This is a genomic window from Cupriavidus sp. USMAA2-4, from assembly GCF_001854305.1.
In the GTDB taxonomy this organism is placed as follows: domain Bacteria; phylum Pseudomonadota; class Gammaproteobacteria; order Burkholderiales; family Burkholderiaceae; genus Cupriavidus; species Cupriavidus malaysiensis.
This window is the reverse complement of sequence record NZ_CP017748.1, coordinates 3,165,302-3,180,325: the sequence shown is the minus strand read 5'-3', so window position 1 is coordinate 3,180,325 and position 15,024 is coordinate 3,165,302. Positions and strand designations below refer to the sequence as shown.

14 protein-coding genes are annotated in these 15,024 nt (G+C 66.0%); 4 read left to right on the top strand and 10 right to left on the bottom strand.

All coding sequences use genetic code 11. The annotated features are described in order from the left end of the window. Positions 1 to 17: 17 nt before the first annotated feature. The 3 genes from yajC to secF all read left to right on the top strand — a co-directional run bounded on the left by yajC (position 18) and on the right by secF (position 3,476). Complete coding sequence (yajC, locus tag BKK79_RS14095) at positions 18 to 344, top strand: preprotein translocase subunit YajC (protein ID WP_071015346.1); 327 nt, start codon at positions 18 to 20, stop codon at positions 342 to 344. Positions 345 to 567: 223 nt separating this feature from the next. Further along, a complete protein-coding gene (secD, locus tag BKK79_RS14090) occupies positions 568 to 2,439 on the top strand; it encodes a protein translocase subunit SecD (protein WP_071015349.1) in 1,872 nt (623 codons plus the stop codon). Positions 2,440 to 2,504: 65 nt separating this feature from the next. Continuing rightward, a complete protein-coding gene (secF, locus tag BKK79_RS14085; RefSeq protein ID WP_071015351.1) occupies positions 2,505 to 3,476 on the top strand; it encodes a protein translocase subunit SecF in 972 nt (323 codons plus the stop codon). A gap of 139 nt (positions 3,477 to 3,615) precedes the next feature. Here secF and BKK79_RS14080 read toward each other — a convergent pair whose 3' ends face one another. The 8 genes from BKK79_RS14080 to purB all read right to left on the bottom strand — a co-directional run bounded on the left by BKK79_RS14080 (position 3,616) and on the right by purB (position 12,405). Continuing rightward, the gene (locus tag BKK79_RS14080; RefSeq protein ID WP_071037904.1) at positions 3,616 to 4,611 is read right to left on the bottom strand and encodes a response regulator; all 996 of its coding nucleotides are present in this window, start codon (positions 4,609 to 4,611) and stop codon (positions 3,616 to 3,618) included. Then, positions 4,608 to 5,738: a hybrid sensor histidine kinase/response regulator gene (locus tag BKK79_RS14075; protein WP_071016571.1), complete on the bottom strand. Its 1,131-nt coding sequence runs from the start codon at positions 5,736 to 5,738 to the stop codon at positions 4,608 to 4,610. Before BKK79_RS14075 ends, BKK79_RS14080 begins: the two co-directional genes overlap by 4 nt. A 20-nt stretch (positions 5,739 to 5,758) precedes the next feature. Beyond that, complete coding sequence (locus BKK79_RS14070; protein WP_071015357.1) at positions 5,759 to 7,096, bottom strand: sensor histidine kinase; 1,338 nt, start codon at positions 7,094 to 7,096, stop codon at positions 5,759 to 5,761. Between the two features lie 12 nt (positions 7,097 to 7,108). Continuing rightward, positions 7,109 to 8,509: a class I SAM-dependent methyltransferase gene (locus BKK79_RS14065; RefSeq protein WP_071015358.1), complete on the bottom strand. Its 1,401-nt coding sequence runs from the start codon at positions 8,507 to 8,509 to the stop codon at positions 7,109 to 7,111. A 387-nt stretch (positions 8,510 to 8,896) separates the two neighbouring features. Continuing rightward, positions 8,897 to 9,487: a YceI family protein gene (locus BKK79_RS14060; protein WP_071015361.1), complete on the bottom strand. Its 591-nt coding sequence runs from the start codon at positions 9,485 to 9,487 to the stop codon at positions 8,897 to 8,899. A gap of 76 nt (positions 9,488 to 9,563) precedes the next feature. Next, positions 9,564 to 10,148, bottom strand: a complete 585-nt coding sequence (locus BKK79_RS14055; protein WP_071037903.1) for a YceI family protein — start codon at positions 10,146 to 10,148, stop codon at positions 9,564 to 9,566. An 82-nt stretch (positions 10,149 to 10,230) separates the two neighbouring features. Further along, positions 10,231 to 10,773, bottom strand: a complete 543-nt coding sequence (locus BKK79_RS14050) for a cytochrome b (protein WP_071015366.1) — start codon at positions 10,771 to 10,773, stop codon at positions 10,231 to 10,233. Positions 10,774 to 11,028: 255 nt separating this feature from the next. Continuing rightward, a complete protein-coding gene (purB, locus tag BKK79_RS14045; RefSeq protein ID WP_071015369.1) occupies positions 11,029 to 12,405 on the bottom strand; it encodes an adenylosuccinate lyase in 1,377 nt (458 codons plus the stop codon). A 365-nt stretch (positions 12,406 to 12,770) separates the two neighbouring features. Here purB and BKK79_RS14040 point away from each other — a divergent pair, with 365 nt between their 5' ends. Next, a complete protein-coding gene (locus BKK79_RS14040; RefSeq protein WP_071037902.1) occupies positions 12,771 to 13,385 on the top strand; it encodes a glutathione S-transferase C-terminal domain-containing protein in 615 nt (204 codons plus the stop codon). Positions 13,386 to 13,425: 40 nt separating this feature from the next. On the opposite strand, the gene mnmA is transcribed toward BKK79_RS14040, so the two are convergent. Together mnmA and BKK79_RS14030 are read right to left on the bottom strand one after the other, a co-directional pair. After that, complete coding sequence (gene mnmA, locus BKK79_RS14035; RefSeq protein WP_071015375.1) at positions 13,426 to 14,505, bottom strand: tRNA 2-thiouridine(34) synthase MnmA; 1,080 nt, start codon at positions 14,503 to 14,505, stop codon at positions 13,426 to 13,428. After that, complete coding sequence (locus tag BKK79_RS14030; protein ID WP_071016573.1) at positions 14,502 to 14,993, bottom strand: NUDIX hydrolase; 492 nt, start codon at positions 14,991 to 14,993, stop codon at positions 14,502 to 14,504. Before BKK79_RS14030 ends, mnmA begins: the two co-directional genes overlap by 4 nt. Positions 14,994 to 15,024: the final 31 nt, after the last annotated feature.

Here is a 15,024-nt window from a genome sequence, read left to right as displayed (position 1 = left end):
TGTGACGGAGAAGCAACGTGTTCATTTCCAACGCATTTGCCCAGACCGCAGGTGCCGGTGGCGCGGCAGGCGGCCTGATGAGTTTCCTGCCCATCATCCTGATGTTCGCGGTGCTGTGGTTCATCATGATCCGCCCGCAGATGAAGCGCCAGAAGGAAACCAAGGCCATGCTCGAAGCGTTGGCCAAGAACGACGAGGTGGTGACCGCCGGCGGGATCCTCGGCAAGGTGACCAAGGTAGGCGAGCAGTACGTGAGCGTCGAAGTGGCGGAAGGCACCGAGATCACGGTGCAGAAGAATGCCGTCACCACGGTCCTGCCGAAGGGCACGCTGAAGGCGCTCTGATTCCCCTGGCGACGGCGCCCCGGCGCCGTGCCGCTGCACGCCACTTCTCGCCACTTCCGGCAGGTCCGGGCCACACGGCCCGGACGCATGCCCAAGCAGCCGCCTGATCCAGCCCGGGACGTCCCGTGGAGGCCAGGCGGCTGTTTGCCAACCGGATCGGCCCACGCCGCAGCGCCCCTGAACCCGGCGCCGGCCCCGCCGACCGCAGAATGACTGGCCAAAGATGAATCGTTATCCGCTTTGGAAATACCTCGTGATCCTGGTGGCGCTGGCCACCGGCATCATCTACACGCTGCCGAATTTCTTCGGCGAGGCGCCCGCCGTGCAGGTTTCGTCGGGCAAGGCCACCGTCAAGGTCGACCTCGCCATGCAGAAGCAGGTCGAGCAGGTCCTGGCGCAGAACAACCTGCAGCCCGACGGCGTCTTCTTCGACGTCTCGGGTCAGTCTGGCTCCGTCAAGGCGCGCTTCCGCACCCCCGACGACCAGCTCAAGGCCAAGGACGTGCTGAACCGCTCGCTCAACCCTGACCCGAGCGATCCCACCTACATCGTCGCGCTGAACCTGCTGTCGGGCTCGCCGCACTGGTTGACCGCGCTGCACGCGCTGCCGATGTACCTGGGCCTGGACCTGCGCGGCGGCGTGCACTTCCTGCTGCAGGTCGACATGAAGGGCGCCGTCGACAAGAAGCTCGACAGCCTGGCCACCGATGCGCGCACCCTGATGCGCGACAAGAATATCCGCCATGGCGGCGTCGACCGCGACGGCGAGAAGCTGACCATCCACTTCAGCAACGCCGACGATGCCGGCAAGGCCCGCGGCATGCTGTCGGACAACCTGCGCGAGCTGGCCTTCAACGTGGATGGCAACGACGTGGTCGGCCTGTTCACCGATGCGGCGCGCAAAGCCGTGCAGGACGCCGCCGTCAAGCAGAACATCACCACGCTGCACAACCGCGTCAACGAACTGGGCGTGGCCGAACCGGTGATCCAGCAGCAAGGCGCCGACCGCATCGTGGTGCAGCTGCCCGGCGTGCAGGACACCGCCAAGGCCAAGGACATCATCGGCCGCACGGCCACGCTGGAAGCGCGCCTGGTCGACCCCAACGCGCCCCGCCTGCCGCGTCCGGGCGATCCGGTGCCCTATGGCAGCGAACTGTTCACCCAGGGCAATGGCGCCCCCGTGATCCTGAAGAAGCAGGTGATCTTCACCGGCGACCGCATCGAAAGCGCCTCGGCCGGCTTCGACCAGAACCAGCGCCCCTCGGTCAACATCAAGCTCGATGCGCAGGGCGGCCGCGTGCTGCGCGACATCTCGCGCGAGAACATCGGCAAGCCGATGGCCATCGTGCTGTTCGAGAAGGGCAAGGGCGAAGTGCTGACGGTGGCCACCATCCAGTCCGAACTGGGTTCGAGCTTCCAGATCACCGGCTCCTACTCGACCGAGGCCGCCAGCGACCTGGCGCTGCTGCTGCGCGCCGGTTCGCTGGCCGCGCCGATGGACATCATCGAGGAACGCACCATCGGCCCGTCGCTGGGCGCCGACAACATCAAGAAGGGCTTTGACTCGGTGGCCTACGGCTTCGCCGGCATCGCCGTCTTCATGATGCTGTACTACATGCTGTTCGGCGTGTTCTCGGTGGCGGCCCTGGCGATCAACCTGCTGCTGCTGGTGGCCGTGCTGTCGATGCTGCAGGCCACGCTGACGCTGCCGGGCATCGCCGCCATCGCCCTGGTGCTGGGCATGGCGATCGACGCCAACGTGCTGATCAACGAGCGCATCCGCGAGGAACTGCGCGCCGGCGCCGCGCCGCAGACCGCGATCGCCACCGGCTTCTCGCGTGCCTGGGCCACCATCCTGGACTCCAACGTGACCACGCTGATCGCCGGCCTGGCACTGCTGGCCTTCGGTTCCGGCCCGGTGCGCGGCTTCGCCGTGGTGCACTGCCTTGGCATCCTGACCTCGATGTTCTCGGCGGTGTTCTTCAACCGCGGCCTGGTCAACCTCTGGTACGGCCGCAAGAAGCGCCTGCAGGGCCTGGCCATCGGCCAGATCTGGAAGCCGGACACCGACCAGGGCGGCAGCACGGCCAAGTAATCGGCAGGTCCCGCGCGGCGCGCGGGACCGCCAGCAGATAAAAGCAGGACACAACAGGATCCGATATGGAATTCTTCCGCATCCGGCGCGACATTCCGTTCATGAAGCACGCGTTGGTCTTCAACGTCGTCTCCTTCCTGACGTTTGCCGCAGCCGTGTTCTTCCTCTGGCACAAGGGCCTGCACCTGTCGATCGAATTCACGGGCGGCACGGTGATGGAAGTCAATTACCAGCAAGCCGCCGATCTGGAGAAGATCCGCGGCCAGGTGGGCAAGCTGGGCTACGCCGACGTCCAGGTGCAGAACTTCGGCACCTCGCGCGACGTGATGATCCGCCTGCCGCTGCAGAAGGGCCCGGACGGCAAGCAGGTCACCTCCGCCCAGCAGAGCGAGCAGGTCATGGGCGCGCTGAGCGCGGCCTCGCCCGACGTCAAGCTGCAGCGCGTCGAGTTCGTCGGCCCGCAGGTGGGCAAGGAGCTGGCCACCGACGGCCTGCTGGCGCTGCTGTGCGTGGTGATCGGCATCGTCATCTACCTGTCCTTCCGCTTCGAATGGAAGTTCGCGGTGGCCGGCATCATCGCCAACCTGCACGACGTGGTGATCATCCTCGGCTTCTTCGCCTTCTTCCAGTGGGAGTTCTCGCTGTCGGTGCTGGCGGCCATCCTCGCGGTGCTGGGCTACTCGGTCAACGAATCGGTGGTGATCTTCGACCGGATCCGCGAGAACTTCCGCAAGTACCGCAAGATGACCACCCACGAGATCATCGACAACGCGATCACCAGCACCATGTCGCGGACCATCATCACCCACGGCTCGACCGAAATGATGGTGCTGTCGATGTTCTTCTTCGGCGGCCCGACGCTGCACTACTTCGCCCTCGCGCTGACGGTGGGCATCCTGTTCGGCATCTACTCCTCGGTGTTCGTCGCCGCGGCGCTGGCCATGTGGCTGGGCGTCAAGCGCGAAGACCTGGTCAAGAGCGAGAAGAAGACCGACGGCACGGATCGCGGCGATCCGAATTTCGGTGCGCAGGCGTGACCGGCTGAGCCCCGGGCCCGGCGTCGGGCTTCGGGAATGAAAAAGGCGCCCACGGGCGCCTTTTTCATTTGCCGACTGGCGCCGGAAAGCGAGAGGGGCGCCCGCGGGCGCCCCTCTCGCTTTCCGGCCGAGGCCTGGCTCAGAACTGCTCGATCCAGACTGCCAGCCGGTCCGCCGCGAAGCTGTCGGCACGCGCGCCGACACGGCACAGCACCGCATGGCCTTCGCGCACGAACTGCAGCGCCCCGCCCGTCTCTTCCAGCCACAGCAGGCTGGCCAGCCAGGTCACGTGCTGCGCCGACACTGCCTCTCCCACCGGCAGGCTGAGGAACTCGGCGAGAAACTGCGGGCTGGTCCAGACCAGGGCCTCGCCCTCGCGGCGCACGGCGGCATCGCCCAGCACCTCGGCCAGCACCGCGATGGCATCGGCGCCGCCACGGCCCGCCAGCTGCGTGCGCAGCGCACCGAGCCGGGCCGTCAGCGCATGGCCGAAGTCGCCGCAGCGGCGGCTTTCGGCGCTGATCAGGTCGGCGTAATCCATCAGCAGCCAGTCCGGCTCGATATTGCTCGCGCCGCCCAGCACCGCACCGGCCAGGTAGGTCTCCACCGGCTGGAAACGGCCGGGACCGAGCAGGCTGGCGCACAGGGCATGGACCATGCCCACGCGCGAAGCGGTGGTCTGCTTCTGCAGCACGACCAGCTTCTCGCGCACCAGCTGGTCGCGCTCCTTGCGCAGGCCGGCCAGTTCGAGCGCCTGCTTGAGCTCCATGCGCAGCGCGGTGATATCCCAGGGCTTGCGGATGTAGCGGTGGATCTGACCCTGGTTCACGGCCTCGACGGTCTGTTCCAGCTCCGAGTACGCGGTGGTCAGGATCCGCACGATATGCGGATAGCGCTCGCGCGCATAGCGCAGCAGTTCGTTGCCGAACTCGCCCGGCATGCGCTGATCCGAGATCAGCACGGCCAGGCTGTCGGCATGCGCATCGAGCAACGCCTTGCCTTCTTCCACCGATGCGCCGGTCACCACCGGCGCCAGTTGCCCGATGGCGCGCTGGAAGTACTTGACCGCCGTCGCCTCGTCATCGACGAACAGAATCGCCGGTGGAGGGGCCTGCGTGGCAATCGGATCGCTCATCGATCACTCCTATGCATTCGACTTTTGGTATTGGGAAATTCAAGCGTCACGATCGTGCCGGCGCCCGACTGCGAGTCGATCTGGATCCCGCCGCCGAAAGATTGCATGACGCGATTACAGAAAATCATGCCCAGGCCGCTGCCGCCCGCTTCCGCGTATGTCGTCACGGGATCGACCAGCAGCCGCTCCATGACCTCGGGCGGAATGCCCGGGCCGTTGTCGCAGATACGGATCCTTGGGCGCGGAACCGCTTCCACCACGAAGCGCAGCGACGGTGCCGGAACGTCGGCGAGCGCGCGCAGCGCATTGCTCATGACCGAGGACAGCACCAGGGCCACGCAGTTCGGCAGCGTGTAGACGGGAAAGTCTCCAGGCGTCTCGACCTGCACCCAGGCTCGCTGCCCCTCGGCAAAGGGATAGGTATCGAGCAGCGCCATGATCAGGGCGCCGGCGTTGATGTCCGGCGCCGTCTTGGCCGGCGCGCCGCCCGCGGTGTTGCGCACCGACTGCAGGAAGGACGAGATCACGGCGAGGCAGTACTGGGCATTGCTGTACATCGCCGCGGCCGCCTGGCCGATCTCGCCCTGGCGCTGCACGCTGTAGTCGGCCTCGCTGCGATTCTGTACGCCCTGCGCGAAGTTGGCGATGGCCGCCAGCGGTGTGTTCAACTCATGTGCCAGGAACGCCAGGGTCTCGTCGATCGCGGTCAGCCGCTGGTGGCGCACCTCGCGCTCGCGATGGCGTTCGACCGCCGCGCGCAGCACGTCACGCACCTGTGCCAGGCCGAGCGGTTTCTCGAGGATGCGGAAGACCTCGCCGGAATTGACCGTATCCAGCAGCATGTCCTTGTCGGCATAGGCCGTCACCAGGATGCGCACCACCGTGGGAAACTCGCGCGCCACCTGCCGCAGCAGGTCGCCGCCATTGCGCCCCGGCATGCGGAAGTCGGTGACGAGGATGGCGATGCGCGCGCCCTGCCCCCACAGCAGCTCCATCGCCTCCTCGGCGCCGGAGGCCAGCAGGATCTCGTACTCGCCGCCGACGGCGCGAGCGAAGTACTTGCGAGCCATGTCCTCGTCATCGACGTAGAGGATCGTGGCCTTCGCCTGGCCGGAGTCGCTGCTCATGGCATCCTCACTCGGCATCCTCACTCGGCTCGCGGCAGATCGAAGGTGAATGCCGTCCATTGGCCCAGTTCGCTCTCGGCGTAGAGCGTGCCACGGTGGCGCTCGATCACAGCATAGCTGATGGACAGGCCCAGCCCCAGGCCCTGGCCGACCTCCCGGGTGGTGAAGAACGGCTCGAACACGCGGGCGAGGTTCTCCGGCGCGATGCCCGGGCCGTTGTCGCGCACGCTGACGTGCAGGCGGCCATCCTCCCAGTACGCCGAGGTATGGATGGCCGGCTTGGTCGTCTGCGCCTTGCGCATGGCGAGCGCGGCATTGGAGAACAGGTTGATCAGCACGCCGATGATCGCCGCCTCGTCACCCAGCACCAGCGTATCGGCGGGCAGTTCGCGCGTCAGCGCGACGCCGCGCAGTTCGTGCGCCGTCAGCCGGCATGAGGAATCCAGTGCCTTCTCGAACAGGAAGGGCACCCCCTCGGCTTCGGCGCCCGGCTTGCGGTAGGCGAAGGTCTTCAGGTCGGAAACGATATGCTGGATGCGCTGCATGCCCTGCTTCGCATCCACCAGGCACTCTTCCAGCGAAGCATTGGCCTTGGCGACCGGTTCCTCCATGGCCACCTCGATGGCCATCAGGCAGAAGTTGACCGGATTGTTGACCTCGTGCAGCAGCCCGGCCGCCAGCGTGCCGATGGCCGCCATCTTCTCCTGCTGCAGCATCTGGCCCTTGATCTCGGCCAGGTTCCGGTTGATTTCCGCCAGTTCCAGGTTCTTCTCCGCCAGTTGCTCCTTCAGGCGGAAGAGGTGGAAATGGCCACGCTCGTTCATGAAGGTATAGACGGCGCTGGCGGTGATCGAAAAGGCGATGAAGATCGAGTTGACGATGAAGTGGCCGCGATCCGCCAGCCCCAGCGGATGGGCCAGGCAGGCGATCACATAGAACAGATAGGTGACCGCGCCGAAGCCGATGGTCTGCCACAGCCCCATCGGCAAGGCGATGCCCACGGCGAAGATGACCAGGTTGAGCCCGGCATAGTAGATCGACGAAGCCCCTTCGGTCACGCCGATCATCCAGGCGATCATCATCTGCGGCAGGATCAGCCAGGCCAGCGTCAAGGGCTGGACATGGCGCCGGCCGAAGGGCGTGGGCAGCAGCGCGTAGATCCCGCCGATCAGCAGCGCGATGAACGAGCGCGCCAGGAAGAAGCGCAGTTGCTCCTGCGGATAGATGCCGTAGTCCAGCAGCACCCCCGCCATCACCAGCACGACGGCGGTCAATGCGCCAGCCTTGCTGCTTGCCAGCCGGAACTCGCGCAGTTCGGCTTCGTAGTTGGTGTACCGGTGTACGACCCGTCTGAGCATGATGGCCCCGGCTCAGGCGGAAGGGTGGTGCACGGTCGCCTGCACGAACACATTGACGCCTGTGCTGTCGCAGTAGACCTTGGGGTCCTGGCAGTTCGGCGGCAGCAACGACAGCATATTGGCCTCGTCGCGGTAGATCAGGTACCACTCGAGCATGTGTTCCATGCTGAATTTCTCGGGGTTGCTCGCATGCACGTTGGTGGCGAGGACCGAGCCGCCTTCATAGGTACGCGAGGCAAAGTAGCTGATCAGGCGCGAGCACACCTTGTCGGACAGGTAGTCGAACAGGCCCGCGCAGTAGACGGCGTCGAACTCCTGCAGGTTGGGGTCCGGCGCGATGCGCCGCTTCAGCAGATCGTGCACCGACTGGTGCACGTACTCGACCTGCACGCGCGCGCCGGCACGGGCGGCGGCGCCTTCGATGCGCTCGCGCGTATAGGCCAGCGTCTCCTCGCTGAAATCCACCAGCTGGAACGACAGCAGTTCCGGATTCGGGTAGGTCTCGATGAAGCGCTGGATCTCGACCGCCGGTCCGCAGCCCACATTGAGCAGGCGGAACGGCCGCCCGGCGGCGCGCGCCTTCTCTGCCATGCCGTTCAGGTATTCGATCAGCAGCTCGATGCGGTTGCGGTGCGCGGCCGCCACCGCCGACTGCAGGAAGGTGGCATTGACGATCTGGAAATAGGTGCTCGGCCCCTGGCGCGGATCGGACAGCAGCTGGTTGACCATCTCGTAGTCCCCCGCGTAACCGAGCGGCTTGGTGTAGGTGCGGAAGACGAAAGGGGCGCGCAGCAGCAAGGGATGCAGCGCAGACTGCGTGAAGGTGCGGTGCATCGGTGCGAGTTCGGGCTCCACCTGCAGTGCCTCGCCCTCCAGCATCGCGGAATAGTGGCGGATCCTGTCGCCGATCGGCTGGGCCAGTTCCAGGAACACGTCCATGCGCAGCGTCTCGCCTTCCTTCGGCAGCACGGTGGTCATGTCGACCTGTTCGACCCAGCGCGAGACGTCGGAGAGAAAGGCCCGCATCTCGTTGACCACGATCTGGTAGTCGCGGCGGATGCGGAAGCGCTCGGTCCATTCCTGCACGAAGGAACGGGATTCCTGGCCCACCGAGGCGGGCTCGCCCGTCATCTCGGACAGCTCGCGCCACTCCTCGATCAGGGTCACCGACACGACCGCCGTCAGTCCGGTATTGACCAGGCTGATCACCACGGCCTTGCCGAAATAAGCGTTCTTGGTCCCCATCTTGACCGACAGGTCGGACAGCACCTCACTGACCTGGACGATCGAATAGGGATTGTAGATTTCCATCACCAGAGACTTTCTCTGGAGATTGATGATCGTGCCTCGCACCTGCTCGCCCTGCGAGTTGCGGAAGCTGACCACCGGATCGATTTGCGTTTGGGAGTACACGGTATTGCGCCAGGGAAATCCGAGAAACGCTGTGGGCCGGCCGCTTCAGGTCGGGCCGACCCGGCACAGCACATGGGCGAGACGGACGCGCGGCTTGCGCGCCGCTGTCCGACGCTACGTCAGGAACGCATAGGGATAGCCTTCGGCTTTGCCGGGTGCAGCCGCGCGGCGAATGTCCGCTAGCCTGCCGCAGGCCTGCAGCCCGGAGGGAAATTGCAGCGGACCATTGTACTGTGGCGACGGGTGGCGTACAACCGACCTGGCGAGGGGTGCCGAGGCCACCTCGTAGCGTGCTCGCGGCGTGCCTGCCCGCCGTGTTCCGACCAGGACCGCCAACGAAAAACGGGCCGGCAAAGCCGGCCCGTTTCTGGCGCAATGGATCCGGACTCAGTCCGCGCGCACGCCCTCGACCTGGATGGCCAGCTTCACTTCCGGCTTGAAGCCCATCTTCAGCGCGTAGTCGACACCGAAGTCGGCGCGGCTGAAGGTGCCCACGGCGTCGGCGCCGCAGACTTCACGCTTGAGCATCGGGTGCTGGATGCACTTGAAATCGCTGATATTGAGCTGCACCGGCTTGGACACGCCATGCAGCGTCAGCACGCCATCGATCGCGGTCGGCACGTCACCGTTGAACTTGATGAACTTGCCCTTGTAGCTGGCCTCCGGGAAGGCCTGCACGTTGAGCATGTCGGGGCTCTTCACGTGTTCGTTCAGCTTGCTGTTGCCGAAATCGATCGAGGCCGGGTCGATCTTGACGTCGACCGAGCCGGTCTTGGCCTCGCGGTCCAGGGTGACCACGCCGCTCGACTTGGTGAACTTGCCGCGCCACGTCGATACGCCGCCCATGTGGTCGGCCGCGAAGCTCGGGTAGGTATGCGTCGGGTCGAGGTTGTAGGTCACGCTGGCGGCGGAGGCCACGCCGACGGCGGCGGTGGCGGACAGGGCCGCGACGGCGGCGAGGATGGTGCGCAGTTTCATGGGTTCTCCCTGCAGGACGGATAAGACGGGTTGGACGGGTTGGACGGGTTGGAATGGGGAACAGGCCGCGGGTGGATCAGCCCTGCTTCCTGGCCGGGGTGACGATGTGGAACTTGACCTGGACTTCGTCGGCGACCACCGAAGTGTCCTTCCACTCGCCGTCGCCGATATTGAAGGCGTTACGCTTGATCGGCAGCACGCCGTCGAAGACCTGGACGCCGCCCTCCTGGCGATAGCTTGCCGGCACCACGATGTCGACGGTCTTGCCCTTGATGGTCAGCTTGCCGGCCACGTCGTACTTGCCGGCGGCACCGCCCTTGATGCTGGTGGACTGGAAGACGGCCTTCGGATACTTGGCGGCGTCGAACCAGTCGCGCCCCTTCAGTTCCTTGGTGGTCTCGGCATCGCCGATCTCGAAGCTGGCGACGTCGATCTCCATCTTGGCCGACGAGCTGGCCAGCTTGGCGGGATCGAAAGCGACCGTCGCATCGAATTTCTTGAACTTGCCCTCCATGGGTACGCCGATCTGGCGGGCGACCGCCGTGACCGAGCTCTTGGCCGCATCGACCTGGGCCCAGGCGGAAGGAATCGCGGCGCCGGCGGCGGCCAGGACTGCCGCGCCTGCCAGGGCCAGCGCACGGGGACGGAAATTGCGGTTCATCGAATGACTCCTGTCAAAATCGTGGCGCTACGCGCCATTCTGCGTTGGCAATGCGAGGACGTGACCGGGAAACGGCCGACGCCTACTTGAGAAACGGCAGCATGCGGGCCAGCGTGCCGTCCCGGTTGACGAACTGGTGCTTGACGGCGGCGGCGGCATGGACGACGACGATCGCGGCCATCAGGTAGTTCAGCCATTCGTGGGCCGGCTTGAGCGCGGCCTTCAGCGCGTCATTGGGCTCGATCAGCGCGGGCATGTGCCACAGGCCGAGAAAGACCACCGGTACGCCCGCCGCCGAACTGTAGAAATAGCCGGTGAGAGGCACCACGAGGATCAGCAGGTAAAGCAGGTGGTGCGCGCCGGCGGCGGCCTTGACCTGCCACGCGGGCGTGCCCGCGGCCGGGGCCGGCGCACCCTTGGCGCCCCGCCAGAGCACACGGACCAGCGCCAGTGCGAAGATGGTCACGCCCATCCACTTGTGCCAGGAAAAAAGCTTGAGCTTGGTCGGGGTCAGCCCGGGAATACCCGTCATGTAGAGACCCAGGGCGAAAGCCGCGAAGATCAGCAAGGCCACGAGCCAGTGCAGGCTGATGGCGATGGGGCCGTAGGCAGCTTTGGAACGCATGGACTCTCCCTGCCCGTGGCGGGCGTTGCACGATCTTTGAGAATTTGAGAAGGGCCGCCGGAAACCGTTCCTGGCAGCGCCTTGGATTCTCGCATTATTGAGCGCCCGGGGGGATCATGAGCAGGCCGAACTTAATTCAGTTATTCAATATTTTTGAATTGAGCGCGCCGGCGACTCGGCGCACGGCAACATATCGGCCGCCATGAAAAAAGCCACCCTCGCGGGTGGCTTCTCGACGCAGCGGGGCGCAGCCGCTCAGATCCGCTCGGCCAGCGCCACGGCCTTGCCGATGTAGCTGGCGGGCGTCATCGCCAGCAGCAGTTGCTTGGCGTCGTCGGGAATCGCCAGGCCGGTGATGAAGGTCTGCAGCGCCTCGCGCGAAATACCCTTGCCGCGCGTCAGCTCCTTCAACTGCTCGTACGGATTGGGCACGCCGAAACGGCGCATCACGGTCTGCACCGGCTCGGCCAGCACTTCCCAGCAGTTATCGAGGTCTTCGTTCAGGCGCTCGGGATTGGTTTCCAGCTTGCCCAGGCCGCGCAGGCAGGCCTCGTAGGCCAGCAGGCTGTAGCCGAAGGCCACGCCGATATTGCGCAGGACCGTGGAGTCGGTCAGGTCGCGCTGCCAGCGCGAGACGGGCAGCTTCTCCGACAGGTGGCGCAGGACGGCATTGGCCAGGCCGAGGTTGCCTTCCGAGTTCTCGAAGTCGATCGGGTTGACCTTGTGCGGCATGGTCGACGAGCCGATCTCGCCGGCCTTGGTGCGCTGCTTGAAGTAGCCCAGCGAGATGTAGCCCCAGACGTCGCGGTCCAGGTCCAGCAGGATGGTGTTGGCGCGCGCGATGGCATCGAACAGCTCGGCCATGTAGTCGTGCGGCTCGATCTGGATGGTGTAGGGATTGAAGGTCAGGCCCAGGCGGGTCTCGATGACCTGGCTGGAGAAGGCTTCCCAGTCGAAGGCAGGATACGCCGACAGGTGCGCGTTGTAGTTGCCCACCGCACCGTTCATCTTGCCCAGCAGTTCGACGCGCTCGATGCGCTCGATGGCGCGCGCCAGGCGCGCCGCCACGTTGGCCATCTCCTTGCCCAGCGTGGTCGGGCTGGCCGGCTGGCCATGGGTGCGCGACAGCATCGGCTGTGCCGCGTTGGCGCGGGCCAGCTCGACCAGGCGCGCATGCACGCGCTTGAGCGCTGGCACCACCACCTCGTCGCGCGCGCCCTTCAGCATCATGCCGTGCGAGGTGTTGTTGATGTCTTCCGAGGTACAGGCGAAGTGGATGAATTCGCTGGCCGCCTCGAGCTCCGCATTGCCCTTGACCTGCTCCTTGAGCCAGTACTCGACGGCCTTGACGTCATGGTTGGTGACCGCCTCGATTTCCTTGATGCGCGCGGCGTCGGCTTCGGAGAACTTGTCGACCAGGGCCAGCAGCGCCGCCTCGGAGGCCGGCGAGAATTTCGGCATGTCGGGCAGGCCGGTGCGCGCCAGCGCGATCAGCCAGTGCACCTCGACCTTGACGCGGTTGCGCATGAAGGCCGCCTCGGAAAGCCACTCGCGCAGCGCGTCGGCCTTGGCGGCATAGCGGCCATCGATGGGAGACAGGGCGGTGAGTGGCGAAAGGGAGGTGGTGGACATGCTGGAAACCGCAAAGGGGGAGTTGGGAGGGGAGCGCCGTTCCGGCTCCACGGCGCAGGCCGCATGAGACGGATCCGGCACGGATCGGGCACGCGCCGGACCGCAGCGGCCGGACGCAACGCGCGATTTTACCATCGGCCCCGCCCCGCTGTGCAGCAGCCGCGGAGACACCGGACGCGCCCCTGTGCCCGCCCCGCAACGCAAAGTGCGCGGCCGCACGCTCGGCCGCGGCGCGCGGGCTGCGCGGGTATACTCGCGCTCGCCGATCCATTAGCCTGTTACGAAGTGCATCGGGCACGGACGCCAACGCCGGCCGGCCGTGCCACGAGCGCCGATGCACTTCATAACAAGCTCAAGGGGAGCATATGAAGCTGATTGCATCGCAGACGAGCCCTTACGCGCGCAAGGTGCGCGTGGTAATGGCGGAGAAGAAGATCGACTACCAGCTCGTCGAAGAGAACGTCTGGTCGCCCGACACCACCATCGGCCAGTTCAATCCGCTCGGCAAGGTGCCCTGCCTGATGATGGAAGACGGCGGCGCGATCTTCGACTCCCGTGTCATCGTCGAGTATGTGGACACGCTGACACCGGTCAGCCGCCTGATCCCGCAGGGCGGACGCGAACGGCTGGAAGTACGCTGCTGGGAGGCGCTGGCCGACGGCGTGCTCGACGCCGCGCAGCTGGTGCGCCTGGAAGGCACCCAGCGCGAGCCCGGAGAACGCAGCGAGCGCTGGGTCCAACGCCAGCTCGGCAAGATCGACGCGGCGCTGGTCGCCATGGCCAACGGCCTGGCGGATCGCCCCTGGTGCTCGGGCAACCACTATTCGCTGGCCGATATCGCGGTGGGCTGCGCGCTGGGCTACCTGGACTTCCGCTTCCCCGAGATCCCCTGGCGCCAGCGGCATCCGAACCTGGCGGCCTACCAGGACAAGCTGGCCAAGCGCCAGTCCTTCCTCGATACCGGGCCGCCGCGCGGCTGACACCCGGAGCGGGCTGTGCTCTTGCGCACAGCCCTGCGCCCTACTGGATGATGCCGCCGCCCAGGCACACGTCGCCGTCGTACAGCACGGCCGATTGACCCGGCGTCACCGCCCACTGCGGCTCGTCGAAGGCGAGCTCCAGCGTGTCCTCCCCCGCCTGCGCCACCATGCAGGGTGCATCGCTCTGCCGGTAGCGCGTCTTGGCCGACAACCGCCGGCCCGCCGCGGGCGGCTCGCCGGCCACCCACGACAGGTCGGCTGCGGCCAGCTCCGTCGTCTGCAGCCAGGGATGGTCATGCCCCTGCACGACATAGAGCGTATTGGCAGCCATGTCCTTGCGTGCCGCATACCAGGCATCGCCGTTGCCATCGCGGCTGCCGCCCAGGCCGATGCCCTTGCGCTGGCCCAGCGTATAGAAGGCGAGGCCGATGTGCTCGCCCACCACCTTGCCGTCCGCGGTCTTCATCGGGCCCGGCCGGGTCGGCAGGTAGCGGTTGAGGAAGTCTCGGAACGGACGCTCGCCGATGAAGCAGATACCGGTCGAGTCTTTCTTCTTCGCGTTGGGCAGGCCGATCTCGGCCGCGATCTCGCGCACGCGCGTCTTTGGCATCTCGCCCAGCGGGAACAGGGTACGCGACAATTGCGCCTGGTTCAGGCGATGCAGGAAATAGCTCTGGTCCTTGGTGTGATCGAAGGCCTTGAGCAGTTCGAAGCGCCCGCCCGCCGCCTCGCGCACACGCGCATAGTGGCCGGTGGCGATGGTCTGCGCGCCCAGCGACATGGCGTGGTCGAGGAAGGCCTTGAACTTGATCTCGGCGTTGCACAGCACGTCCGGGTTGGGCGTGCGGCCGGCCGAGTACTCGCGCAGGAATTCGGCGAACACGCGGTCCTTGTACTCGGCGGCGAAGTTCACCGCTTCCACATCGACACCGATCAGGTCGGCCACCGACACCACATCGAGCCAGTCCTGGCGCGTCGAGCAATACTCGCCGTCGTCGTCATCCTCCCAGTTCTTCATGAACAGGCCGATGACTTCATAGCCCTGCTGCTTGAGCAGCCAGGCCGTGACCGAGGAATCGACGCCACCGGACATGCCGACCACCACGCGCTTGCCGCTCATGGCTGCCCTGCCTTGCCCAGCGCCGAGCTGTGCGTGAACAGCGCGTCGAGCGCGAAGCGCTTGCCGGCCAGGTAGTCGTCGACACAGGCCTGCACCAGCGGCGTGCGATGACGTTCGGGACAGGCGCGCACCTCGTCCGCGCTCATCCACACCGTGCGCACGATGCCGGTGTCCAGCTTGCGGCCGCTCTCGAGGGCACCCAGCTCGCCGGTAAAGGCGAAGCGCACATAGGTGACGTCCTTGCCGGTGCGCGAAGACCTGGCGCGACCCATGTAGCAGCCGAGCAAGGCGCGCGGCTCGAAGGCGTGCGCGGTTTCCTCCAGCGTTTCGCGGATGACGGCGTGGATCAGGCTCTCACCCTCTTCGAGATGGCCGGCGGGCTGGTTCAGGCGCAGGCCCTCCGGCGTCTCTTCTTCCACCAGCAGGAAGCGGCCGCCGCGCTCGATGACGGCGGCAACGGTGACGCTGGCCTTCCAATCGTTTGACATGATGCTCAATATTTAGGCAATCCGGCATTTT

Coding starts and splice junctions, on each gene's coding strand:
- secD (WP_071015349.1), top strand. CDS start 568: ATGAATCGTTATCCGCTTTGGAAATACCTCGTGATCCTGGTGGCGCTG.
- secF (WP_071015351.1), top strand. CDS start 2,505: ATGGAATTCTTCCGCATCCGGCGCGACATTCCGTTCATGAAGCACGCG.
- BKK79_RS14080 (WP_071037904.1), bottom strand. CDS start 4,611: ATGAGCGATCCGATTGCCACGCAGGCCCCTCCACCGGCGATTCTGTTC.
- BKK79_RS14075 (WP_071016571.1), bottom strand. CDS start 5,738: ATGAGCAGCGACTCCGGCCAGGCGAAGGCCACGATCCTCTACGTCGAT.
- BKK79_RS14070 (WP_071015357.1), bottom strand. CDS start 7,096: ATGCTCAGACGGGTCGTACACCGGTACACCAACTACGAAGCCGAACTG.
- BKK79_RS14060 (WP_071015361.1), bottom strand. CDS start 9,487: ATGAAACTGCGCACCATCCTCGCCGCCGTCGCGGCCCTGTCCGCCACC.
- BKK79_RS14055 (WP_071037903.1), bottom strand. CDS start 10,148: ATGAACCGCAATTTCCGTCCCCGTGCGCTGGCCCTGGCAGGCGCGGCA.
- BKK79_RS14050 (WP_071015366.1), bottom strand. CDS start 10,773: ATGCGTTCCAAAGCTGCCTACGGCCCCATCGCCATCAGCCTGCACTGG.
- purB (WP_071015369.1), bottom strand. CDS start 12,405: ATGTCCACCACCTCCCTTTCGCCACTCACCGCCCTGTCTCCCATCGAT.
- BKK79_RS14040 (WP_071037902.1), top strand. CDS start 12,771: ATGAAGCTGATTGCATCGCAGACGAGCCCTTACGCGCGCAAGGTGCGC.
- mnmA (WP_071015375.1), bottom strand. CDS start 14,505: ATGAGCGGCAAGCGCGTGGTGGTCGGCATGTCCGGTGGCGTCGATTCC.
- BKK79_RS14030 (WP_071016573.1), bottom strand. CDS start 14,993: ATGTCAAACGATTGGAAGGCCAGCGTCACCGTTGCCGCCGTCATCGAG.